The sequence below is a fragment of the Microbacterium sp. UCD-TDU genome (genome assembly GCF_000340625.1).
Lineage (GTDB): Bacteria > Actinomycetota > Actinomycetes > Actinomycetales > Microbacteriaceae > Microbacterium > Microbacterium maritypicum.
Genome location: NZ_KB454447.1, coordinates 257084 through 280140 on the forward strand (window position 1 = coordinate 257084; position 23057 = coordinate 280140).

Consider the following 23057-nt stretch of genomic DNA (forward strand, 5'->3'; position numbering starts at 1 on the left):
TCGGGCACCATGTCGGTCAGTACTCCGCGGGCTCGGCAGTGGGTCGCAACGGCCTGGGGGCCACCCGACAGCTGGGAGTTCGTCGAGCACGACACTCCTTCCCCGCAGAAGGGCGAGGTCACGATCCGTGTCCTCGCCGCGGGGGTGAATCCCGCAGACGCGAAGCATGTCGCGGTGCCCCGCACGGGCATCGAGCTGCCCGTCCCGATCGGGTACGAGGTCTCGGGGGAGGTCTCGGCGATCGGCGCGGACACCCGGATCGGTTCGGGCGCTGTCGACATCGGTGACGAGGTCATCGCCTTCCGCGTGCGGGGCGGCTACGCGACCGAGGTCAACGTGCCCGCCGAGAAGGTGTTCGCGAAGCCGTCGACTCTCACGCACCCTGAGGCGGCGAACCTGCTGCTGGTCGGCACAACGGCCGCGGAGATGCTCGCCGTCACCGGTGCGGCGCCAGGGGAGACGATCCTTCTCCACGGTGCTTCCGGCGCCGTCGGGGTGAGCGTGTTGCAGCAGGCGCGCCTCCGCGGCATCCGCGTCATCGGAACGGCGAGCGAGACCCGCTTCGACGAGGTACGACGGTTCGGGGGCATTCCGGTGGAGTACGGGCCCGGGCTCGCTGATCGCGTGCGCGATCTGGCAGGCGATCTGATCGCCGCGGCGTTGGATGCGGCGGGGACCGATGAGGCTGTCGACGTGTCCCTCGAGCTCGTTCGAGACCGTCGACGGATCGTCACGATCGCGGCTGCCGGTAGAGCCGAGGCCGACGGCATCACGTTCATCGCGGGTTCGATGCCGGCGAGCGCCCGCTTCCGCGACGAGGTGCGCAGCGAGCTGATCGCCCTGGCACAGAACGGCGATCTCGTCGTCCCTGTGGCCCGCGCCTTTCCACTGGACGAGGCGCCCGCGGCGCATCGGCTCCTCGCCACCGGGCATCCTGGCGGCAAGCTCGCGCTCGTCCCATAGATCAGTCGATCTCGCGGAGCGCGGAGGTCACGATCACGACATCGTCGCCATACTCCGCATCGACGGTATCCTGGATGCTCCCGTCGTCCCACACGACACTCAGCCAGACGTACCCGCGATCGGTGCGGAGAGCGAGTGCCTCCTCGCCGAGACGTGCGGAGATGTCGTCCTGGATCCGGGTGAGCTCATCGCTCGGCGTCGCGCCGTCGACCCCGTCTGTCGGATCCTCCGGGGCGATCGGGTCGTACAGCGCGAGCATGATGGGCACGTCGGTGTTGGTGAGTCGTTCGCCGTCGAAGGTCGCGTACACCGCATAGGCCCCCCAGGTGGTCTCCCCGCTGGACTCGCTTCCCTCCACGCCCTCCCAGGACCACTCGTCGAGGGGGACTCCGCTGCACTGCGGAGGGTACGACTCCCTGATCGCGCCCATGCACAGCTGCACGTCGCCTGCCACATCCAGCACCGTGCCCACCCCGATGACTCGCCCGTCAGGGAGATCGGGGCGGACATCTTCGAGGCGCTGGTCGGAGGGCACCGTCGTGCTCGTCGGGGCCGCGGAGCTTCCGGGAGCCGACGTGCACGCGCTCAGGAACAGGAGGCCGACGGCTGAGGCCGCGGCGATGGCCAGGCGACGCTGCGATGTGCTCATATCGGGGAGTGTCGTCACCGCCGTCATCGTCTCAGCCTCGTCGAAACCGCGAGGGCATCCCTGCTACCATGACCTCATGCCTTTCGGCGGTCTGCTTCTTCTTAGCTGCCGCGACGAGTCCTAGAGCTAGGGCCTTCCTCGTCGCGGCGCTTGTGTTGGCCCGTTCATCTTGACGAAGAGAAGAAGCCCCATCATGCAGAACACTCAGCGCCCGTCCGCGATGCCGATCCACAAGTACCGGCCGTTCCACGAGCAGATCAACGTCCACCTGCCTGACCGCACCTGGCCCGACGCCCGCATTACCGAGGCGCCCCGTTGGTGCGCGGTCGACCTCCGTGACGGCAATCAGGCCCTGATCGACCCGATGTCGCCCGAGCGCAAGCGCGTGATGTTCGAGCTGCTCGTCAGCATGGGGTACAAGGAGATCGAGGTCGGCTTCCCCTCGGCGAGCCAGACGGACTTCGACTTCGTCCGCCAGCTCATCGAAGAGAACCTGATCCCGGACGACGTCACGATCCAGGTGCTGACCCAGGCGCGTGAGCACCTCATCGCCCGCACCTACGAGTCGATCGCCGGCGCGAAGCAGGCCATCGTGCACCTCTACAACTCCACGAGCGTGCTGCAGCGCGAAGTCGTGTTCCGCACCGACAAGCAGGGCATCATCGACATCGCGCTCGAGGGCGCACGTCTGTGTCGTCAGTTCGAGAAGACCATCCCCGACACGAAGGTCTACTACGAGTACTCGCCCGAGAGCTACACCGGCACCGAGCTCGAGTTCGCCGTCGACATCTGCAACCAGGTGATCGAGGTCTTCGAGCCCACCCCCGACCGCAAGGTCATCATCAACCTGCCGGCGACCGTCGAGATGGCCTCGCCCAACGTCTACGCCGACTCGATCGAGTGGATGAGCCGCCACCTCGCGCATCGCGAGAACGTGATCCTGTCGCTGCACCCGCACAACGACCGCGGTACCGCGATCGCTGCCGCTGAGCTCGGCTACATGGCCGGCGCGGACCGCATCGAGGGCTGCCTGTTCGGCAACGGAGAGCGCACGGGCAACGTCGACATCGTCGCATTGGGCATCAACCTGTTCACCCAGGGCATCGACCCGCAGATCGACTTCAGTGACATCGATCAGGTCAAGCGCACGGTCGAGTACTGCAACCAGCTGCCGGTGCCCGAGCGCAGCCCGTGGGCGGGAGACCTGGTCTTCACCGCGTTCAGCGGATCGCACCAGGACGCGATCAAGAAGGGCTTCGAGGCCATGGCGGTTCGTGCGGAGGCCGAGGGGGTCACGGTCGACGACATCGAGTGGGCGGTGCCGTACCTGCCCATCGATCCGAAGGATCTGGGGCGTTCGTACGAGGCCGTCATCCGCGTCAACTCGCAGTCCGGCAAGGGCGGCGTCGCCTACCTGCTGAAGGCCGACCACGCCATCGACCTTCCTCGCAAGCTGCAGATCGAGTTCTCGGGTGTCGTGCAGGCGAAGACCGATGCCGAGGGCGGCGAGGTCACGAGCGACCAGATCTGGTCGATCTTCAACGACGAGTATCTGCCCGCAGCCGACACCGCGGCCAAGTGGGGACGCTTCGAGCTGCTCGCGACGCAGACCCGCAGCGACATGTCGGGCGAGGTCGTGCTCGACGTCGTGCTGCGCGACGACGACCAGCAGGTCGCCGTCACCGGCAACGGCAATGGTCCGGTCGCGGCCTTCGTCGAGGTGCTGCGCGCACAGGGCTTCGACATCACGGTCTACGACTACGTCGAGCACGCTCTCAGCGCCGGCGGTGACGCGCAGGCCGCGGCCTACGTCGAACTGCAGGTCGGAGACCAGCGTCTGTGGGGCGTCGGGATCGACGGCGACATCTCGACGGCATCGCTCAAGGCGATCGTGTCGGGAGTGAACCGCTCGATCCGCACACGTCAGCAGGAACTCGCCGCGGTCTGATCGTCCTCACGCAGGCGACGGCGGCCGGGATCCTCTGCGGATCCCGGCCGCCGTCGCCTGCATCTGCGCTGACGGTCGTCCGCACAGGCTGATCCGTGCGTGAGTTCGCCTCGTCGTCACGGCATGAGCCGGGCTCAGAATGCCGCCCGCGTCAGAGGTCGATGCCGGGCTTGACGATCGCGATGGCACCCGTCTCGGCGGCGACCTTGCGACGGTAGATCCGCCGCTGCTCCGGCAGGGAGACGTCGAAGGTCACGGCGAGGACCCGGATGACAGCGGTGACCGCGATGCCGACGACCGCCGCGAGTGTGATCGGCATCCCCAGTGCGACGGCGATCACGATGAACGTGCACCCCGCGCCGGCGGCCACAGCGTAGAGCGAGCCGACGTGCATGATCGCGGTCGGCAGGCCCATCAGCATGTCGCGGAGCACGCTCCCGCCGACGGCGGCGCAGACGCCGATGAAGACGGCCGGCACCTCGGGGATGCCGAATGCGAGGGCCTTGCTCGTCCCGAAAGCGCCGAACATGCCGATAACGACGGCGTCGAGCACGACGATCGCCGTGTTCAGGCGGGTGAAGAGTCCGGACAGCAGCATCCCGAGGAGCGCGGCGCCGCCTGCCGTCAGCAGATACCACTGGTTCTGGAGCGTCGCGGGGGTCTGTCCGAGCAGGATGTCGCGGATCAGACCTCCGCCCATGCCGATCATGATGCCGATGATGGCGACACCCAACCAATCGAGCCGACGCTGGCCCTGGAACCCCGATGCGAACATCGCGCCCTGGACCCCGCCGAGGCCGACGCCGAGCAGGTCCGCCCACAGCGGAATGGTGAAGAGCGGTTCGGTCACGCGTCCATTCTCGCGCACGGAGGATAATCGAAGGGTGCCCACCTATCGAGACGAAGCGGTGATCCTGCGCACCCACAAACTCGGTGAGGCGGATCGCATCGTCACGATGCTCTCGCGACGCCACGGCAAGGTCAGGGCGGTGGCCAAGGGTGTGCGCCGGACGTCGTCGAAATTCGGTGCCAGGCTCGAGCCGTTCATGGTGGCCGATGTGCAGCTCTACCAGGGCCGCTCTCTCGACATCGTGCAGCAGGCCGAGTCGCTCGGCTCCTACGGAACGGACATCGCCGCGCACTACGACCGCTTCACCGCGGCGAACGCCATGGTCGAGACCGCCGACCGCCTGAGCGACGCGGAGGCGACTCCCGACCAGTACCTGCTCCTCGTAGGTGGACTACGGGCGCTGTCGCGCGGAGAGCACGTCGCCCGGAGCATCCTCGATTCGTACCTCCTGCGGGTCATGTCGCTGTCCGGGTGGGCGCCCTCGCTCGACGAGTGCGCACGGTGCGGCACACCAGGGCCGCACTCGCGGTTCGTCGCGCAGCTGGGAGGCGTGGTGTGCCAGAACTGCGCCCCCGCCGGCAGCCCGCGCGTCGCCGAGAAGACCTTGAGCCTGCTCCGATCTCTCATCGCGGGGGAGTGGGACGTGATCGACGCCGCTCCGCACGCCGACACCGCCGCCGCGTCCGGACTCGTCTCCGCCTACGCCCAATGGCACCTGGAGCGCGGCATCCGCTCGCTCGCCCACGTGTCCGACATCACTTCAGGAGGAGAACGGTGAGCCCGAAGCCGTACACGCACAAAGACGCCGTGCCCTATCGCCCGCTGGACTGGACGGGCGTGCATCCGCCCGCGTTCCGCGCCGTACCCGCGCACGTCGCCATCGTGATGGACGGGAACGGACGCTGGGCCAACCGTCGGGGACTCACCCGCATCGAAGGACACAAAGCGGGCGAGGAGGTACTGCTCGACGTGGTCGCCGGCGCGATCCAGGCGGGTGTGAAGCACCTCTCGGTCTACGCCTTCTCCACCGAGAACTGGGCGCGCTCTCCGGAAGAGGTCCGCTTCCTCATGGGCTACAACCGCGATGTGCTGCATCGCCGTCGTGACCAGCTCAACGAGTGGGGCGTGCGCATCCGCTGGGCCGGCCGCAAGCCCCGGCTGTGGGGGAGCGTCATCAAGGAGCTGCAGTACGCCGAGCAGCTGACCCGCGACAACGACGTGCTCACCCTCACGATGTGCGTGAACTACGGCGGCAGGGTCGAGCTCGTCGATGCGATGCGGGCCATCGCCGAAGACGTCGCCGCCGGGCGCGTGAAGCCCAGGGCGATCAGCGAGAAGATGATCCGTCGGAACCTCTACGTGCCCGACATGCCGGACGTCGATCTGTTCCTTCGCAGCTCGGGGGAGCAGCGCACCTCGAACTTCCTGCTGTGGGAGTCGGCCTACGCCGAGATGGTGTTCCTCGACACGCTCTGGCCCGACTTCTCACGTGAGGAACTGTGGCGGGCGATCAGCGTCTACCTCGCGCGCGACCGCCGCTTCGGCGGCGCGATCGACACCCCTGACGCGTCGGCCTGAGACCGCAGCCATCGCTCCGTCTCGCGCGGATGCCGCAGCCGCACGACGGTGAGGTGCGCAGGACGCCTCGGGCCAGGGTGCGCCGCACCAGACGGCCGCGCACTACGCGGTAGGGGTAGTCGAGCCAGAGCGCGAGCTGGGCGCGCGGTGCGAGTATCGCGTCGGTGCCCTTGCTCGTGTACTGCCATTCGGTGACCCATCGATCTTCGGCGGCGAAGGCGCGCACGTCGTCGAGGAACTCGGGCCTCGGAGTCCAGTTCGCACCGTGGAACAGGCCGTCGATCTCGATGTGGCGCAGCCCCCACAGGGCTCCGATACGGCCGGACAACGTCGTCTTCCCCGACCCGGAGACGCCGGCCACCAGCACCCTCTCCGGGGTGAACGGGAGCGGATCGTCGGCGCAGAGCATCCGAGAATCCTACCCACCGGTGCCCGGCTCCGAGGAATAGCTCATAGGCGCATGCGGTTGGATGAAAGTGTGACTGAACCCATCTCCATCGACATCTGGTCCGACATCGCCTGCCCCTGGTGCTACATCGGCAAGCGCAACCTCGAGAAGGGTCTCGAAGCGGTCGCGGCCGATGAGGACGCACCGCAGGTCAACATCACCTTCCATTCGTTCGAGCTCTCGCCCGACACTCCCGTCGACTTCGACGGTGACGAGGTCGACTTCCTCGCCGGACACAAGGGCATGCCGCGCGAGCAGGTCGAGCAGATGCTGTCGAACGTGACCGGCGTCGCCGCGAACGCGGGGCTCGAGTACCGCTTCGATCTGCTGCAGCACACCAACACGGTGAAGGCGCACGAGCTGCTGCACTTCGCGAAGGCCGAGGGGCGTCAGCACGAGATGGAGGAGCGGCTCATGTCCGCCTACTTCACCGAGGGCAAGCACGTCGGGCGCATCGACGACCTCGTCGACCTCGCGGCCGAGGTCGGTCTCGACGCCGATCGAGCACGTGCCGCGCTCGAGAGCAAAGAGTTCCTTCCGGCCGTCCGCCAGGACCAGGCTCAGGCTCGCGCCTACGGCATCCAGGGCGTGCCGTTCTTCGTCGTCGACGGCCAGTACGGCATCAGCGGCGCCCAGCCGCCCGCCGCATTCGAGAACGTCCTGCGCGACCTCTGGTCGAAGCGCGGCGAGAGCGAGACGGAGACCGCGGCGGTCTAGCGGGTCAGAGCCGCCTCGATCGCGCTGACGATCTCGGGGGCGTCCGGCTTCTGCTTCGGGCGGAAGCGCAGGACGTCCCCGTCCGGCAGCACGAGGAACTTCTCGAAGTTCCACTCCACCCGGCCGGCCTTGCCACCGGCGTCCGGGGTCTCCTTGAGCGCCTTGTAGAGCTCCGCGGCGTTCTTCCCGTTCACCTTGACCTTGTCGTTGACCGGGAACGTGACGCCGTAGGTCGTCGAGCAGAACTCGAGGATGTCGTCCACAGAGCCGGGCTCCTGGCCGAAGAACTGGTTGCAGGGGAAGCCGACGACCGTGAACCCGCGGTCGCCGTACAGACGCTGCAGCTCCTCGAGCTGCTCGTACTGGGGCGTGAGGCCGCACTTGGAGGCGACGTTCACGACCAGCACCACGTCGGCGCCCAGATCGTCGAGGGTCTTCTCCTCGCCCTTCGCGTCGGTGAACGGGATCGTACGGAGCGCGGAATCGGTCATACTTCACAGCTTAGATCGCAGCATCCCTCGTGGCTCTGCGTCTGGGAGAATGGAGGGGACATGACTCTCGCCACCGCCCCCGCCCGCCCCCTTCGCATCGGTCCGATCGATCTCGACGTGCCGGTCGTCCTCGCCCCCATGGCGGGGATCACCAACACCGCCTTCCGGCGTCTGTGCCGCGAGTACGGCGCCGGGCTCTATGTGAGCGAGATGATCACCTCGCGTGCCCTGGTCGAGCGCAACGAGACCACGATGCGGCTGATCCGCCATCACGAGTCGGAGACGCCGCGGTCGATCCAGCTCTACGGCGTCGACCCGAAGACCATCGCCGAGGCGGTGCGCATCATCGTCGCCGAGGATCACGCCGATCACATCGACCTCAACTTCGGGTGCCCGGTGCCGAAGGTCACCCGTCGCGGCGGGGGAGCGGCGCTGCCTTGGAAGTCGAAGCTGTTCGCCGACATCGTCGACCAGGCCGTCAAGGCCGCAGGTGACGTGCCGCTCACGGTGAAGATGCGCAAGGGCATCGACCGCGATCACCTGACGTTCCTCGACGCCGGGCGCGCGGCCGAAGATGCCGGTGCGGCTGCGGTCGCCCTCCACGCCCGCACCGCGAGCGAGTTCTACTCCGGCTTCGCCGACTGGAACGCCATCGGCGAGCTCAAGCAGGCCGTCACGAGCATTCCTGTGCTGGGCAACGGCGACATCTGGTCGGCCGACGACGCGGTGCGCATGATGGCCCAGACCGACTGCGACGGCGTCGTGGTCGGACGCGGCTGCCTCGGACGCCCGTGGCTGTTCGGCGAGCTGGCGACGGCTTTCGGAGGCGAGGGCACGACCGTCGATGCGACGCTCGGATTCGTCGCGAACGCCTTCCGGCGTCACGCCGAGCTTCTCGTCGAGTTCTTCGAGGATGAGGACCGCGGATGCCGCGATGTGCGCAAGCACGTGTCCTGGTACTTCAAGGGGTATCCGGTCGGCGGCGACATCCGCACGGGACTCGCCACCGCGTCCAGCCTCGCGGAGATCGACGATCTCCTCGGGCGGCTCGACCACACGGCGCCGTATCCGGGCGCAGATGCCGAGGGTCAGCGCGGTCGGTCAGGTCATCCCAAGCGCACAGCGCTGCCCGACAAGTGGTTGGAGTCTCGGGAGCTCGCATCGTCGGCCTCCGAGATGATGCGTGGAGCGGAGATCGAGAACAGTGGTGGCTGATCCCCAGGTCGGCCTGCGCGCCGACGGCTATGACGCGCGCGACGCCGAGCGCTTCTTCGCTGAGACCCACCGTTCCGAGCGCAACGACTTCGCCCGCGACCGCGCGCGGGTGCTGCATTCCGCAGCGCTGCGCCGGCTCGCGGCGAAGACGCAGGTGCTCAGTCCCGCCAGCACCGCCGACTTCGCGCGCAACCGCCTGACGCATTCCCTGGAGGTCGCACAGGTCGGGCGTGAGCTCGCGGTCGCCCTCGGCGTCTCGGCCGATGTCGTCGACACCGCGTGCCTCAGCCACGACCTCGGGCACCCTCCCTTCGGCCACAACGGCGAGCGGGCGCTCAACGAATGGGCCGAGCCGATCGGAGGGTTCGAGGGGAATGCGCAGTCCTTGCGCATCCTCTCCCGACTCGAGGCGAAGGTCCTCGACGACGATGACCGCTCGGTCGGTCTGAACCTCACCCGCGCCAGTCTCGACGCCACGTGCAAGTACCCGTGGACGGTCGACAGCCCGGTTCCGGACCCGGGTGGTCGCTTGAAGTTCGGCGTCTACCCCGAGGACGAGGCGGTCTTCCGCTGGATGCGCGAGGGGGCGCCAGGGCGTCTGCGCTGCATCGAGGCCGAGATCATGGACCTCTCCGACGACATCGCCTACTCGGTCCACGATTTCGAGGATGCGATCGTCAACGGCTACGTCGACGTCGCCCAGCTCGCCGATCCGCGTCAGCACGATGCTCTCGTCGGACGTATCCAGCAGTGGGTGGGCTACGACTTCACGCGCGACGAGCTCGCCGATGCTCTGTACCGACTGGCGTCGCAGCCGATGTGGCTGTCGTCGTTCGACCGCTCCCGTCAGGCACTCGCCCGACTCAAGAACCTGACGAGCGACCTGATCGGACGTTTCGCCCGCGCCTCGGTCTCCGCCACGAAGGAGGCGTACGGCTCGACCGCCCTGGTGCGCTACAACGCCCACGTCGTCGTGCCACGCGTGATCGAGGTGGAGATCGCGGTCCTCAAGGGCATCATGGGCCAGGCGATCGTCACGATCGAAGCCCGAAAGGGCGTCTACAAGGAGCAGCGACGCGTGCTGAAGCGGCTCGCCGACGCCCTCTGGTCGACCGACGCGCTGTGGTCCGCAGGCTCCGATGTGCTCGAGCCTGCCTTCGCGGCCGACTTCGTCGCGTCGCAGAACGACGCCGAGCGCGCCAGGGTCGTGGTGGATCAGATCGCGAGCCTCACCGACCAGAGCGCGATCGACTGGCACAACCGGCTCGTCGGCGAGATCGATCCGGCCGAGGTCGGGATCTGGACTCCGCGTCACCCCCGTCCGGGCGCGCAGGCGCACGCCGAGCGGCTGCCCGTGGCCGAAGGGGCGCACTGATGCCGCGGATCCTGCAGGCCGACGTCGACGAGGTGAAGGCGCGGACGAACATCGCCGACATCATCGGCGAGCGTGTGGCTCTCAGATCGGCCGGGGTCGGATCCCTCAAGGGGCTGTGTCCCTTCCACGACGAGAAGAGCCCGAGCTTCCATGTGCGTCAGCAGGTGGGGTACTACCACTGCTTCGGCTGCGGGGAATCCGGCGACGTCTACTCGTTCCTGCGGGAGATGGACCACGTCAGCTTCACCGAGGCCGTCGAGCGTCTCGCGGGGCGCATCGGATACACGTTGCATTACGAAGACGGAGGAGCGGCGCCCGAGACCAGCGGTCGCAGTCGGCTCTATGCAGCGAACACTGCCGCGGCGGAGTTCTTCCGCGCGCAGCTGCTCACCCCCGACGCGGAGGCCGGTCGACGCTTCCTGGGAGAGCGCGGGTTCGATGCGGGTGCTGCCGCGCATTTCGGTGTCGGTTTCGCCCCGCGCGGGTGGGACGGGATGCTCAAGGCCCTCACCGCGCAGGGCTTCACGCGCGAGGAACTCAGCAACGCCGGTCTCGTCTCCACGGGGCAGCGCGGCGTGTACGACCGCTTCCGCGGGCGGCTGGTGTGGCCGATCCGGGATGTGTCGGGGCAGACCATCGGCTTCGGCGCGCGCAAGCTGTTCGACGACGACCAGGGGCCGAAGTACCTGAACACCCCCGAGACGCCGATCTACAAGAAGGCGCAGGTGCTCTACGGGCTCGACCTCGCCAAGCGCGACATCGCTCGCGGGGATCCTCGCCGTGTCGTCGTGGTCGAGGGCTACACCGACGTGATGGCCTGCCACCTCGCGGGTCTCACGACCGCGATCGCGACCTGCGGCACGGCGTTCGGCACCGAGCACATCAAGGTCCTGCGCCGGGTGATGGGCGACGACAACGCCTCGGGCGAGGTCGTCTTCACGTTCGACGGAGACGAGGCGGGCCAGAAGGCGGCCCTGCGTGCATTCACGGAGGACGACAGGTTCAACGCGCAGACTTTCGTCGCCGTCGCCCCTGACGGCATGGACCCGTGCGACCTGCGACTCCAGCGCGGAGATGCGGCCGTGCGCGGGCTGATGGACGCGAAGCAGCCGATGTTCGAGTTCGCGATCGACCGCAAGCTCGGCGGCTTCGATCTCTCCACCGTCGAAGGGCGAGTCGGTGCGCTGCGTGCGGCCGCGCCCATCGTGGCCGAGATCCGTGACCAGCTTCTTCGTCCGGGATACGAGCGGGTGCTGGCGCGCCGGCTCGGGATGGATCCCACTGAGGTGCGCAGCGAGGTCGAACGCGCGGCACGCGGCGCGTCGAGTCCGCAGCAGGTGCGTCGTGAGGCTCCGCTGACCGATGCGGTGACCGGCGCTCCCGTCGTCGCTCCGGTCACCCTGTCGAGCCTGCCGCGCAGTCCAGACGTCGCTGTCGAACGCGACGCGCTGATGGGCGCCCTGCAGTACGGCCATCAGGTCGATCAGGCCCTCCTCAACAGGGCGTTGGAGGCGCCGTTCCGGACCCCCGGTCTCGACGCCGTGCGCGAGGCCGTCGCCGCCGCCCCCGACCGCACCAGGGCCGGGTGGGTGACCGAGGCGGTGAACAGCGTGCGTGAGCCCTACCGTTCGCTCGCGGGGGAGCTGCTGATGACGCCGTTCCCCGCCCGCGACGAAGAGCGAGCCGTCGCCACGGTGGCCGACCTCACCCGTCGACTCGTTCTCCGTCAGCTCGAGCGCGAGAAGCAGGAGCTCCTCGGCGCCGTGCAGCGAGTGCCCGCGGATTCCGACGGAGGCCGCGCGCTGCGGATGCGGTTGCGCGACATCGATGCGGAGCGTCAGCGCTTCGCCGAGTCGTAACCCCGAGCGGCATCGCGCAGAGGGCAGGATGGAGTCATGTCCCGCAGGCCCGAATCCACGAACGCGATCGATTGCTCTGATCTGGTGATCGACCGCATCGGCCACGGGATGCCGACGCGTGCCGTCGACGGCGTCACCTTCTCCCTGGCGCCCGGCGGTCTGATCTGCGTCGCTGGGCCCACCGGCTCCGGCAAGTCGACGCTGGTCGCCGCCCTCGCGGGCTCCACCGATCCCTCCGTCAAGGTCGTCGGAGGACGGGCCCAGGTGTGCGGCGTCGATGTGCGCCGGCCTGGCCGCAAGCACCGTATCCTCACCTATCGCACCGGATTCGTACCGCAGGGTGCGGGCGCCGACCTGCCGCCGCGGCTCACCGTGAACGAGGTCATCGCGGAGCCGATCCTCATCCGTGAGCGCCGGGTGAACACGAAGGCGCTCTCGATCCGTGTGGCGACGCTGTTGGACGAGCTGCACCTGCCCCTCGGCACGGCGGCGAAGTTCCCTTATGAGCTCAGCGCCGGCATGCGTCAGCGTGTGGCGATCGCCCGGTCGTTCGTCTTGGAGCCGAAGGTGCTCATCGCCGACGAGGTGCTCGCGAACCTGGACCTCGAGGTGCGGCCGGTCGTCTTCGACGCGATCACCCGTCGTCGCAAGGAGCAGTCGATGGCCGCGCTCCTGGTGACCAACGACGCCGACTTCATCCGCGAGCTGAATGCCGAGACGCTGATGCTCCGCAGTGGGCACGTGGTCGCCCGTGGTGTGGGCAAGGATCTGCTCTGGGTGCCGAACGCGGAGTCGGATTCACGGCATTGAGTCCGACACGCCCGGCATTCCCGAACGGCGCCTCGGTGTCGTGAACACCTCCGGGAGTTTGCTAAGCTTGTCGAGTTGCCCGCGCAGCGGTGCACATTCCTCGGTAGCTCAATTGGCAGAGCAGCCGGCTGTTAACCGGCAGGTTCTTGGTTCGAGTCCAAGCCGGGGAGCCAACGAGAGAAGCCCCCTCCACGGAGGGGGCTTCTCTCGTATCCCCGCGAAGTCGAGCAGTGGCTGGACGCAGAAGAGCCCCTTCGAGGGAAGGGGCTCTTCTCCACAGCGGGGAGAGACGATCAGCCGACGCCCTCCATCGCACTCGTCTCGGTGTTGCCGATGCGGGCGATGACATCGGGGCGGCGACGCGCCAGGTAGGCGTAGCGCGTGAGGGCCAGGGCCACCGTCACCAGGAACACGTACGGGATCACGTTGTAGGGGAAAGCCGGAACCGGCCAGACGTTCGCGAAGAACACGTACCCCATCGTGACGACGGCGACGGTCGCGCACGCCTTCACGAGGCCGTTGCGCATCTTCGCTCGCTGCGTGTAAACGACGCAGGCGATCGCGACGAGGGCGTAGGCCACCATGTAGCCGTAGGTGCCCCAGGTGTTGACCCAGACGAGGATCTCCCCGGTCGCGGCGCCCGAGACCAGCAGCACGATGTCGACCGCGACGGCCGCAGCGCCGGCGATGATGAGCACGCGGTGCGGCGTCAGGTGCTGCTCGTGCGTGCGTCCGAACCGCTCCGCGACGACGCCCTCCTTGCCCATCACGTACACGATGCGTCCGATCACGTTGAGCGGGGCGACGACCACGGCGAAGAACGACGCGGAGACGCCGAACGTGAGCACGGCGGCGAACCAGCCCGGCATGCCGATCAGGGCCGACATGCTCTCCAGAGGACTGGACGACGTGGCCAGATCGTCCCCGAGCACCGTGATCTGGGTGTACGCGGCGAAGACGTACAGCACACCCACGCCGAGCGCGCTCCACATGATCGCGCGGGGGATGGCCTTGTACGGCTCCTTGGCCTCACGGCCGAGCGCGTCGGCCGAGGAGAACCCCACGAAGCCGAGGATGCCGAGCACCATGCCGGAGGCGACGCCCTGGAACGACGAGCCGGTGGCGAGCACCTGCGCGGGGTCCCACGCAGCCGGACCGGCCCAGACCAGGGCGGCGATCAGCAGCACGAGGATGATCCCGACCGAGACGAGCTCGAGGACGAGCGAGACGCGGGCGGACAGGCGGATGCCGCGGATGGTGAACAGCGTCGCCAGGCCGCCGAGCACGATGGCGAGCCCGATATCCCAGCCGAGTCCCTGTGCCGGGACGCCGAGCATGCTCAGGAACTGCGCCATGTAGCTGACGGATCCGCTGAGCGAGGCCGCGGCGATGCCGAAGCAGCCGATCAGCAGCGTGACGCCGGCGAGGAACGCGCCGAACGGGCCGAGCCCCTTCGAGACGTAGGTGTAGAGAGACCCGGCCGAGGCGTGCTTGCGGGCGAACACCACCACGCAGTAGCCCACGCACAGGATGACGATGGTGGCGAGAGCGAAGGCGTAGATGGTGCCGTTACCCGCACCGAGGAAGATCGCCGCTGCGGTGAAGGCGATGACGGCGCTGGGGGCGATGTTGGCGATGGCCTGGGCGGCGAGTTCGGGGCCGCTCATGACGCCGGTGCGAAGGCCGGCATCCTTGGGTGCGCCAGGCGGGGCGACGACGGTGTCTGACATGGTTCTCCTGGATTCGGGTTTCAGGGGTGGGGGTGGGGTCCGCCGAGGGCGGTCAGGGGATGAGGAGCGTGCGAAGCGCGGATCCGGCCTCGAGGTCGTCGAGCGCGGCTGCGGCTTCGGACAGCGGGCGCCGCCCCGAGATCAGAGGATCGATCTTGAGCTGGCCGTCCATGTACCGGTCCACGAGAGCGGGAACGTCGATCGAGGGGCGCACGGAGCCGTAGTTCGAGCCGAGGATTCGCTGATCGGCCTCGGCCAGGACGAGGGGCTCGAACGATGCGCGGGCGCCCGTGGGAGGAAGCCCGACGATGACGGCGGCACCGCCGAGACCGAGCATCTGGATCGACTGCTCGGTCGTCGACGTGCGGCCGATCGCGTCGAACGCGTAGTCGACGCCGTCGGGGATGAGCTCGCGCAGCTGGGCGACGGCGTCACCCTGCGACGCGTCGATACGGTCGGTCGCGCCGAACTGCAGTGCCATCTGGGTCTTCTCGGGACGCACATCGATCGCGACGATGCGCTCGGCGCCGGCGAGTCGTGCGCCCTGGACGACGTTGAGTCCGACTCCGCCGCAGCCGATGACGGCGACGGTGGAGCCGGGTTCGACGGCCGCCGTGTTGAGAACCGCGCCCACGCCGGTGGCCACGGCGCAGCCGACGACGGCGACGACGTCGAGCGGGGCGTCGTCGCGGACCTTGACCGCACCGGATGCGGGAACCACGACCTCCTCCGCGAACGAGGAGACGCCGAGGTAGTGGTGCAGCGGTTCGCCATCACGGCTGAGGCGGGACGTGCCGTCGAACAGGACTCCGAGGGGAGCGACGACCGTGGCGACCTTCTGGCAGCGGGCCTCGTGACCGGCTCGGCAGTAGCGGCACTCACCGCACGGCGGTACCCAGCTCAGGACGACATGATCGCCGACAGCGAGGGTCGTGACACCTTCGCCGAGTTCGGTGACAACGCCGGAGCCTTCGTGGCCCATGACCAGGGGAGCGGCGGCATCCCACTCGCCGCGCTTGACGTGCAGATCGGAGTGGCACACGCCGGCAGCGGCGATGCGCACGCGCACCTCACCCGCGCGCGGGGGTGCGAGGTCGACGTCGACGAACTCGATCGGTGACTGGGGATCGCGGAAGACAACAGCTTTCATGACGTCCTTCGGGTGGAGAGGGGATGCCGACGATGCTAGGAGAGTGCTGACCGCCGGGCATCCGACAAATATGTGGATTGAGTGTCACTCATTCACACTTTGTATGATCGAGGCGTGGCTCGTGATGTCGCCTCCGTGGCGCGGTACCTCCAAGGCGAGCTGCTGCATGGCGGCGTGCCGAGTGCCCGGCATGTGAACTCGGTCGTCGCTCTCGAGTCCTTCGGCGCTCCGACCGACCGCCTGTTCGCCACTCTCGTCGTCGTCGACGCCGCGCAGTGGGACGAACTCGCCGACGATGCGCACCGGCTCTCCCTCCTCCGGGACGTGGTCGTGGTCACCGACGCGGACACGCCAGCGGTCCGGCGCCTGCTCGAGGAGGGCGGCGTCACCGCGATCGTCCGAGCGGGCACGTCGCACGAGCTGCTGACGCCGACGCTGACGACCCTGCTCGCCGTTGACCAGGCGGCCGAGGCGAGAGCGATCACCTCCGCGATGCGGGTGCTCACGCTCGCCGCTCGACGCAGCGGGATCACCGGCGTCATCGCCGAACTCGCGCACCGGATCGACGGATGGGCGGTGCTCCTCGACCGCCACGGAGAGGTGATCACGACCGCAGGCGCGGGGAGCCTGCACATCGACGATGCGATCGCGGTCGCTGTCGGCCGCCCCGTGCGAGTGCGCCACCGCGCGCTTCAGGTGCATCCTGTCGGTCCGGGGCAGGACATCACCGCGCAGTTGGTCACCGCGCCGCGCAATGACAGCTCCGGTCGAGGGAGGGAACTCAGCTCGCAGGCCGCAGCCCTGCTCGATCTCCTGATGCGCACCCGGGACAGCAGCCACCTCGAACGTCTAGGCCGATCCATGATGCTGGAGACCGTGCTGGAGGGTGGGGAGGAGGCGACACGGCTCCTCCGACGCTGGGGCGTGCACGAGCGGAGCCTCGTGGGGTTCGCCCTGGCCTCACGCACGAGCGGAGTGGACGTCGAGCACCTGCTCGCGCTGTGGCTCGACGAACTCGGGGCCGAGCATGTCTTCGCCGCGCAACGAGGACTCATCCGCGGCGTCGTGCGCGAGGATCATGCACAGGAGATCGCGCATCGGGCGCAGGCCTTCGCCTCGACGCTCTATCTCGGACTAGGGCGCCCGGCCACGACGGATGCGCTCGCTCGCAGTGTCGACGAGGCCCGACAGGCCTGCGAGACGGCTCGCGCGGGTGGGGAGCGCGTCGTCCGCTACGCATCGATCCCGACGGTGTCGTTCGTGCTCGGACAGCTGGATGCAGACCAGACGCAGCGGATCGGTCGGCTTCTGGATCCATTGCGCGGCGTCGAGCACCAACCCGAGCTCATCGAGACCCTGCGCGTCTTCCTCTCCACCAACAGCGCCTGGGGTGAGAGCGCCACGCGATTGCGGATCCACCGGCAGACGTTGGCCGCGCGTATCAGACGGATCGAGGACCTGATCGGTCTCTCGCTGTCGGACCCCGACGATCGCGTCGCCGCCTGGCTCGCGCTGCGGGCGTCCGACGGCTGAACTCCTCAGACAGACGAAGAGGGCCCCGCCGGATGGCGAGGCCCTCTTCTTCGACGGTGGATCAGCGTCCGGCGCCGGCCAGCGAACCCGTGGTCTGTCCAGCCGGGTCGAAGACGATGCACTGGATCACGCGGTCGTTGTTCCGCTCCCACGAGTCCTTGGTGGGAACGAGCGTGGTGACATCGAATGCGGAGTCCTGGTAGGCCACGCCCACGAACGTCGTGTAAGCGTCTCCGATGCACTCCTGCGTCGCCGCGTCGATGTCGGTGTCGGAGAACTCGCCATCCGGCATCGTGATCTCGTAGTACACCTCCTGGTCGTGCGGGTCGGTGCAGGGGAGGATGTTGGCTTCGGTCATCGTGCCGGAACCGGTGTCGAGCATGCAGTCACCCAGCTTCACCGAGAAGACGCCGACGTTCGAGCTCTCCGTGACCTGCCCGCTCTCCTCGTCGCGGTTGGCGTCGCCGGAACCGCCGCCGAGAATGCCGTTGAGAGCGCTGCACCCGCTGAGGGCGACCGAGAGCGCCACTGCCGATCCTGCGAGCATCAGGGCGCGTCGAGTGCGCATCTTCATCATGATCTGTTTCCCCTCCGAAGCGTGACGCGGAGGCATGCGAAAAGCCCCCGCCGCGAACACGCTAACCCCCGCCGAGTCTGTGACGCAACTCGAAGGATGCTGTGGTTCGGCTGGGAGCGCTCAGCCTTCGAGGTCGTCGACGCCGGGCATCCAACTCGCACCGGGGCGTCCCCACCCACGCTTGCGAGCGATCTTCTGCGCGGTCTTCCAGTCGCTGTCCGACAGGCGATCGACGTACAGGATGCCGTCGAGGTGATCGAACTCGTGCTGCATGATGCGGGCACGCCACCCGTCGACATCGATCGAGACCGGCTGCCCCTCCAGGTCGGTGGCCGTGACGTGGACGCGCTCCGACCGGCGCAGTGGGAACCGCTCGCCGGGGAAAGAGAGGCAACCCTCGGATTCGAGGTCCGGGTCGGGTTCACCCGGCTCGAGCGGCACCATCCAGAGTGTGGGATTGATGAGAACGCCGCGCCAGGGCTGGTCGTCGTCATCGACGTAGGCGTAGGTGTAGATGCGCAGGGGCACTCCGACCTGGGGAGCGGCGAGGCCGACCCCGGGGGCGGTGTCCATCGTCTCGAACATGTCGGCGACGAGGGCGCGGACGTCGTCGGTGATCTCGTCGACGGGGGAAGCGGGGGAGTGCAGGACGGGGTCGCCCATGATGCGAATCGGAAGTACAGCCACGTCACAACCCTAGTCGGCGGCACTCGCCAGGTAGGGTCGTACTGTGAATGCTGGGGTGTGGATGAACGCGGTCGAGGACGTCGGCGATCAGCTCGTCGGCGCGTTCCAGAACCCGGGACTGCTGCTCGGCATCCCGCTCGCTCTCGCCGGCGCCGTCTTCATGTCCCTCGGCGCCCAATACCAGCACCGCGGCGTCGAGAAGGTCGAACGTCTCAGCGGGGCCAACGGCGCCTCGGGTCTGAGTCTCGATCAGCTCAAGCGCCTCCTGACCCGTCCGTCGTGGCTCATCGGCACGCTGATGCTCGGACTCGCCGTGATCTGTCAGCTCGCCGCCCTCGTGAAGGCGCCGCTGATCGTCGTCCAGCCGCTCGGGGCGATCGCCCTCGTGATCACCACCTTGCTCAACGCGCGGATCTCCGGCCACTCGCCGACGCGGCAGTCGCTCACCGCCATCGTGTGCTGCGTCGGCGGTATCTTCCTCTTCGTGTTCTTCGCGGCGATCTACGCGACCGAGCAGGATGTGACCGACCGTGAGCTCTTCACGATCCTGGCGCTCCTGCTCGTGGTCATCATCGTCCTCGGCGCCTGCTGGCTGATCCTGCGCCGTCGGATGCGCGCGCTGTTCTACGTGATCGGCGCGGGAATCCTCTACGGGTTCGTCGCCACGTTGGCCAAGGTCGTCATCAAGCGCATCGAGGCCGGTCAGTTCGAGTGGGTCACCGGGATCTGCGTGCTCGCCCTCGTCTCGGCGGCCGCTGTCGGCGCGTACTTCGTGCAGACCGCGTACAGCTCGGGTCCGCCCGACCTCGTGATCGCCGGGCTCACGGTCGTCGACCCTCTCGTCGCCGTTCTCATCGGAATGGTCGTGCTGGGCGAAGCCTCTGCGGCTCCGTGGTGGGTGCTCGTGATCTTCGCCGTCGCCGGAGGGATCGCCGTCTGGGGCGTGGTCGGGCTCGCCCGCTATCACCCTCAGGTGCTCAGCGACAGTCAGGATCTGGGAATCCAGCGAGGCAGCACGCCAGGCGGATCCTCGCAGGGCGGCGCCGGAGAGGCTCCCTCGTCGCAGTCCGCCGCGACGAGTGCTCCCGAGCACTCGGACGGCTCGGGACGTCCGCAGACGCCGCCGTGGCACGACGGTTCGTCAGAGCGACCCTAGCGACAGCGAACCGAGCGGCCGCGCGTGGCGGCGCCGACTCAGTAGGCCTGATCGATCAGGTCGACCGAGACCTCGGAGGCCGCGGCTTCGTCCACGAAGAACACCGTGCGCTTGCGCCCCTTGGCGCCGGCGGCGGGCACGCTCGAGTAGCTCGCCCCCGCGAGAGCGAGGCCGAGAGCCGAAGCCTTGTCGGCGCCCGTCATCACGAGCCAGACCCGCTTCGACGAGTTGAGCACCGGGCGGGTCAGCGTGACACGCTCGGGCGGCGGCTTCGGCGAGTTGCGGACGGCGAGGACTGCGGCATCCGTCACCGTGACCTCCTCCCGATCCGGGAAGAGGGAGGCGATGTGCCCGTCGGGGCCGACCCCGAGGAAGCACACGGCGAAAGAGGGCCACGGATGCTCGTCGGTACCGAACCGCGCCAGGTCCGCAGCGTACGCCGCCGCGGACTCGTCGAGGGTCAGACCGGTGTCAGGGCCGGCGACCTCGTGCACGTTCTCCTGGGGCACAGGGATGTGGTCGAGGAGAGCCTGTCGGGACTGCAGCGAGTTGCGATCGACGTCGTCGCGCGGCACGAATCTCTCGTCACCCCACCAGAAGTGAACGAGCGACCAGTCGATCTCCGCCGCTCGCGGGTGCTCGGACGCCGCACGCAGCACCGCACCGCCCATCGAACCGCCCGTGAGGGCGATGTGCGCGATCCGACCGTTGCGTGTGCGCGCGCGCACCCGTGTCAGGAACCGGTCGGCCACTCGGGTGGCGAGGGCTGCGGGCGTGGCTTCCACCACGACCCGCTTCTCTGCGGACGATGTCGTCATCGACGTCACTCTCCTGTCTCGGGCGGACCCAGCTTCTCCCAGCCCTCGGTGATGACTCGACCGTACAGGACGTCCGGGTCGAGTCGACGCAGCTCCTCTGCGAGGCACTCGCGCAGAGTGCGTCGCGGCAGGTGCAGGTCATGGTTCGGCTGTCCCGGCTGGGTGAGCACGGCGACGCCGGGTGTCGGGCGCTCCAGAAGGATGTCGCCGGACTCGCGTGTCAGGCGCACCGACTTGATGCCCTCCGCCCAGTGCTCGGGGTCTTCGTAGGACCAGCGCACCGGAACATCGAGCGCCATCTGCAGCCAGGCGGCCAGCAGCGCGGTCGACGGGGAGGCCGCGGCTCCGCGCACCTCGACGCCGGTGATCTGCTCGTACGGCGGCTGGTCGAGCACAGCGGCGAGCTGCTCGCGCCAGTGGGTCAGACGAGTCCACGACAGATCGGTGTCGCCGGGGGCGTGGGTCTCGCCCAGGAGCGCGAGCCGGTCGCGGACGTCGTTCGCGGTGGCGGCATCGGTGATGCGTCGCTGCGCGATCTTGCCGAGCGGTGACTGCGAAGGCGCCACGGGGGCCGCCTCCGGCCACCAGGCGACCACGGGAGCATCGGGCAGCAGGAGGCCGGTGATCAGGCTCTCCTCGTTGCTGGCGGCGTCTCCGAAGGCGCGAAGGACCACGACTTCGCTGGCGCCGGCATCTCCACCGACGCGGATCTGCGCGTCCAGGCGTGACTCGCCCTCACCTGTGGTGATGACGATGACCCGCATCGGGTGCTCTCGTGAGGCATCGTTCGCGGCGTCGATAGCCGCTTCTGCGACGCCGTTGCGCGCAGCGATCACGAGCGTGAGCACGCGGCCGAGGGCGACGGCTCCACCCTCTTCGCGGACCTTGACCAGCTGCTTCGCGACCTGGCTGACGGTGGTGTCGGGAAGGTCGATGATCACGGGCGTCTCCAGACTCGTCCATCGCGGGCCAGCAGGTCGTCAGCGGATGACGGCCCCCATGAGCCGGGCGCGTACTGCTCGACCGGGCCGCCTTCGGCTGCCCAGTACTTCTCCACGGGGTCGAGGATCTTCCAGGAGAGCTCGACCTCCTCGTGCCGCGGGAACAACGGCGGGTCTCCCAGGAGGACATCGAGGATCAGACGCTCGTAGGCCTCGGGGCTCGCCTCGGTGAAGGCGTGGCCGTATCCGAAGTCCATCGTCACGTCGCGCACGTTCGTGCCGCTGCCGGGAACCTTCGACCCGAAGCGGATCGTGACGCCCTCATCCGGCTGGACACGGATGACGAGGGCGTTCTGCCCGAGTTCCGAGGCGTTTCCGCGCCCGAAGAGGTGCTGAGGCGCACGCTTGAAGACGACGGCGATCTCGGTCACACGGCGTCCGAGACGCTTGCCCGTGCGCAGGTAGAACGGCACATCCGCCCACCGGCGCGTGTCGATCTCGAGCTTGATCGCGGCGTACGTCTCCGTGGTCGACTCGGGGTTCATCCCCTCTTCTTCCAGGAAGCCGGTGACCTTCTCGCCACCCTGCCACCCGCCCGCATACTGACCGCGAGCGGTCGCGAGGGAGAGATCGTCCGGGACGTGCACCGCCGCGAGCACCTTCTCCTTCTCGGCGCGCAGGTGCTCCGCCGAGAGGCTGATCGGCTCTTCCATCGCGGTGAGAGCCAACAGCTGCAGCAGGTGGTTCTGGATCACGTCACGGGCTGCACCGATGCCGTCGTAGTATCCCGCGCGTCCGCCGACGCCGATGTCCTCGGCCATGGTGATCTGCACGTGGTCGACGTAGTTGCGGTTCCAGATCGGTTCGTACAGCTCGTTCGCGAAGCGCAGCGCCAGGATGTTCTGGACGGTCTCCTTGCCGAGGTAGTGGTCGATGCGGAAGATCGAGTCGGCTGGGAAGGCCACCTCGAGCGCGGCATTGAGCGCCCGCGCCGACTCGAGGTCATGGCCGAAGGGCTTCTCGATCACGACGCGACGCCAGCGCTCGTCGTCGTCGCTGTTCTCGCCGACGAGACCGGACTCCTTGAGCTGCTTCGCCACCAGCGGGAAGTCCTTCGGCGGGATCGACAGGTAGAACGCGTGGTTGCCCATCGTCCCCCGTTCGACGTCGAGCTTCTCGATGGTCTCGCGGAGCTTGCGGAAGGAGTCCGGATTGTCGAACTCGCCCGAGACGAAGCGGATGCCCTGCAGCAGCTGGGTCCAGGTCTCCTCGCGGAACGGTGTGCGCGCGTGCTCCTTGACGGCGTCGTAGACGACCTGCGCGAAGTCCTGGTCCTCCCAGTCCCTGCGGGCGAATCCGACCAGGGCGAACCCGGGCGGGAGCAGTCCGCGGTTGGCGAGGTCGTAGACCGCGGGCATCAGCTTCTTGCGTGAGAGGTCTCCGGTGACGCCGAAGATCACGAGGGCGCTGGGCCCGGCGATCCTGTTGAGACGGCGGTCATCGGGGTCACGCAGCGGGTTGTGCCCGCGCGAGATGGGAACAGACATCGGTGGGGGATTCTC

Annotated in this window: 22 protein-coding genes and 1 tRNA gene; 12 read left to right on the forward strand and 11 right to left on the reverse strand. The window is 68.3% G+C overall.

The window, feature by feature from the left end; translation table 11 throughout:
• The first annotated feature begins 9 nt into the window (after positions 1–9).
• Entirely contained in the window at positions 10–963 is a 954-nt protein-coding gene (locus D514_RS31575) for an NADP-dependent oxidoreductase (protein WP_017830374.1), read from the forward strand.
• Position 964: 1 nt separating this feature from the next.
• Here the strand turns inward: D514_RS31575 and D514_RS31580 are convergent, their stop codons facing one another.
• A complete protein-coding gene (locus tag D514_RS31580) occupies positions 965–1612 on the reverse strand; it encodes a hypothetical protein (protein ID WP_144053047.1) in 648 nt (215 codons plus the stop codon).
• Positions 1613–1805: 193 nt separating this feature from the next.
• On the opposite strand from D514_RS31580, the gene leuA reads away from it, so the two are divergent.
• On the forward strand, positions 1806–3560 hold the full coding sequence (gene leuA / locus D514_RS31585; RefSeq protein ID WP_017830376.1) for a 2-isopropylmalate synthase: 1755 nt from the start codon (positions 1806–1808) through the stop codon (positions 3558–3560).
• Between the two features lie 151 nt (positions 3561–3711).
• Here leuA and D514_RS31590 read toward each other — a convergent pair whose 3' ends face one another.
• Positions 3712–4410, reverse strand: coding sequence for a trimeric intracellular cation channel family protein (locus tag D514_RS31590; protein WP_031206045.1), 699 nt, complete (start codon positions 4408–4410; stop codon positions 3712–3714).
• 34 nt (positions 4411–4444) lie between these two features.
• On the opposite strand from D514_RS31590, the gene recO reads away from it, so the two are divergent.
• The gene (gene recO, locus D514_RS31595; protein ID WP_017830378.1) at positions 4445–5188 is read left to right on the forward strand and encodes a DNA repair protein RecO; all 744 of its coding nucleotides are present in this window, start codon (positions 4445–4447) and stop codon (positions 5186–5188) included.
• Positions 5185–5988: an isoprenyl transferase gene (locus D514_RS31600; RefSeq protein WP_017830379.1), complete on the forward strand. Its 804-nt coding sequence runs from the start codon at positions 5185–5187 to the stop codon at positions 5986–5988. The genes recO and D514_RS31600 overlap by 4 nt, the downstream gene beginning before the upstream one ends.
• On the opposite strand, the gene D514_RS0119530 is transcribed toward D514_RS31600, so the two are convergent.
• Complete coding sequence (locus D514_RS0119530) at positions 5921–6397, reverse strand: hypothetical protein (protein WP_051056598.1); 477 nt, start codon at positions 6395–6397, stop codon at positions 5921–5923. The two genes, D514_RS31600 and D514_RS0119530, sit on opposite strands and share 68 nt — an antisense overlap.
• Positions 6398–6466: 69 nt before the next feature.
• Between D514_RS0119530 and D514_RS31605 the strand changes: the two genes are divergently transcribed.
• On the forward strand, positions 6467–7153 hold the full coding sequence (locus D514_RS31605; RefSeq protein ID WP_017830380.1) for a DsbA family protein: 687 nt from the start codon (positions 6467–6469) through the stop codon (positions 7151–7153).
• On the opposite strand, the gene D514_RS31610 is transcribed toward D514_RS31605, so the two are convergent.
• On the reverse strand, positions 7150–7644 hold the full coding sequence (locus tag D514_RS31610; protein ID WP_017830381.1) for a glutathione peroxidase: 495 nt from the start codon (positions 7642–7644) through the stop codon (positions 7150–7152). The genes D514_RS31605 and D514_RS31610 overlap by 4 nt on opposite strands.
• A 60-nt stretch (positions 7645–7704) precedes the next feature.
• On the opposite strand from D514_RS31610, the gene dusB reads away from it, so the two are divergent.
• From dusB to D514_RS31635, 5 genes are all read left to right on the forward strand, one after another.
• Positions 7705–8859, forward strand: a complete 1155-nt coding sequence (dusB, locus tag D514_RS31615; protein ID WP_017830382.1) for a tRNA dihydrouridine synthase DusB — start codon at positions 7705–7707, stop codon at positions 8857–8859.
• On the forward strand, positions 8849–10234 hold the full coding sequence (locus tag D514_RS31620) for a deoxyguanosinetriphosphate triphosphohydrolase (RefSeq protein ID WP_017830383.1): 1386 nt from the start codon (positions 8849–8851) through the stop codon (positions 10232–10234). Before dusB ends, D514_RS31620 begins: the two co-directional genes overlap by 11 nt.
• Entirely contained in the window at positions 10234–12093 is a 1860-nt protein-coding gene (dnaG, locus tag D514_RS31625; protein ID WP_017830384.1) for a DNA primase, read from the forward strand. Before D514_RS31620 ends, dnaG begins: the two co-directional genes overlap by 1 nt.
• A gap of 36 nt (positions 12094–12129) precedes the next feature.
• A complete protein-coding gene (locus D514_RS31630) occupies positions 12130–12903 on the forward strand; it encodes an ATP-binding cassette domain-containing protein (RefSeq protein ID WP_017830385.1) in 774 nt (257 codons plus the stop codon).
• A 97-nt stretch (positions 12904–13000) separates the two neighbouring features.
• Positions 13001–13076 (forward strand) — tRNA-Asn (locus D514_RS31635).
• Positions 13077–13196: 120 nt separating this feature from the next.
• Here D514_RS31635 and D514_RS31640 read toward each other — a convergent pair.
• On the reverse strand, positions 13197–14633 hold the full coding sequence (locus D514_RS31640) for an APC family permease (RefSeq protein ID WP_017830386.1): 1437 nt from the start codon (positions 14631–14633) through the stop codon (positions 13197–13199).
• Between the two features lie 52 nt (positions 14634–14685).
• Positions 14686–15783, reverse strand: coding sequence for an alcohol dehydrogenase catalytic domain-containing protein (locus tag D514_RS31645; protein WP_017830387.1), 1098 nt, complete (start codon positions 15781–15783; stop codon positions 14686–14688).
• 114 nt (positions 15784–15897) lie between these two features.
• On the opposite strand from D514_RS31645, the gene D514_RS31650 reads away from it, so the two are divergent.
• Positions 15898–17316, forward strand: coding sequence for a CdaR family transcriptional regulator (locus tag D514_RS31650; protein ID WP_017830388.1), 1419 nt, complete (start codon positions 15898–15900; stop codon positions 17314–17316).
• 61 nt (positions 17317–17377) lie between these two features.
• On the opposite strand, the gene D514_RS31655 is transcribed toward D514_RS31650, so the two are convergent.
• Together D514_RS31655 and def are read right to left on the reverse strand one after the other, a co-directional pair.
• Positions 17378–17884, reverse strand: coding sequence for a septum formation family protein (locus D514_RS31655; RefSeq protein WP_236610965.1), 507 nt, complete (start codon positions 17882–17884; stop codon positions 17378–17380).
• A gap of 129 nt (positions 17885–18013) precedes the next feature.
• Complete coding sequence (gene def / locus D514_RS31660; protein WP_081603916.1) at positions 18014–18580, reverse strand: peptide deformylase; 567 nt, start codon at positions 18578–18580, stop codon at positions 18014–18016.
• Between the two features lie 61 nt (positions 18581–18641).
• Between def and D514_RS31665 the strand changes: the two genes are divergently transcribed.
• Positions 18642–19736 (forward strand): DMT family transporter, encoded by a 1095-nt coding sequence (locus D514_RS31665; RefSeq protein WP_036323603.1) that lies wholly within the window; start codon positions 18642–18644, stop codon positions 19734–19736.
• Positions 19737–19774: 38 nt separating this feature from the next.
• Here D514_RS31665 and pgl read toward each other — a convergent pair whose 3' ends face one another.
• From pgl to zwf, 3 genes are read right to left on the reverse strand one after another with little or no spacing between them, the layout of a single operon-like run.
• Positions 19775–20554: a 6-phosphogluconolactonase gene (pgl, locus tag D514_RS31670; RefSeq protein WP_031206051.1), complete on the reverse strand. Its 780-nt coding sequence runs from the start codon at positions 20552–20554 to the stop codon at positions 19775–19777.
• 5 nt (positions 20555–20559) lie between these two features.
• Positions 20560–21495, reverse strand: coding sequence for a glucose-6-phosphate dehydrogenase assembly protein OpcA (locus D514_RS31675; protein ID WP_017830393.1), 936 nt, complete (start codon positions 21493–21495; stop codon positions 20560–20562).
• Positions 21492–23042, reverse strand: coding sequence for a glucose-6-phosphate dehydrogenase (gene zwf, locus D514_RS31680; RefSeq protein ID WP_017830394.1), 1551 nt, complete (start codon positions 23040–23042; stop codon positions 21492–21494). The genes D514_RS31675 and zwf overlap by 4 nt, the downstream gene beginning before the upstream one ends.
• Positions 23043–23057: the final 15 nt, after the last annotated feature.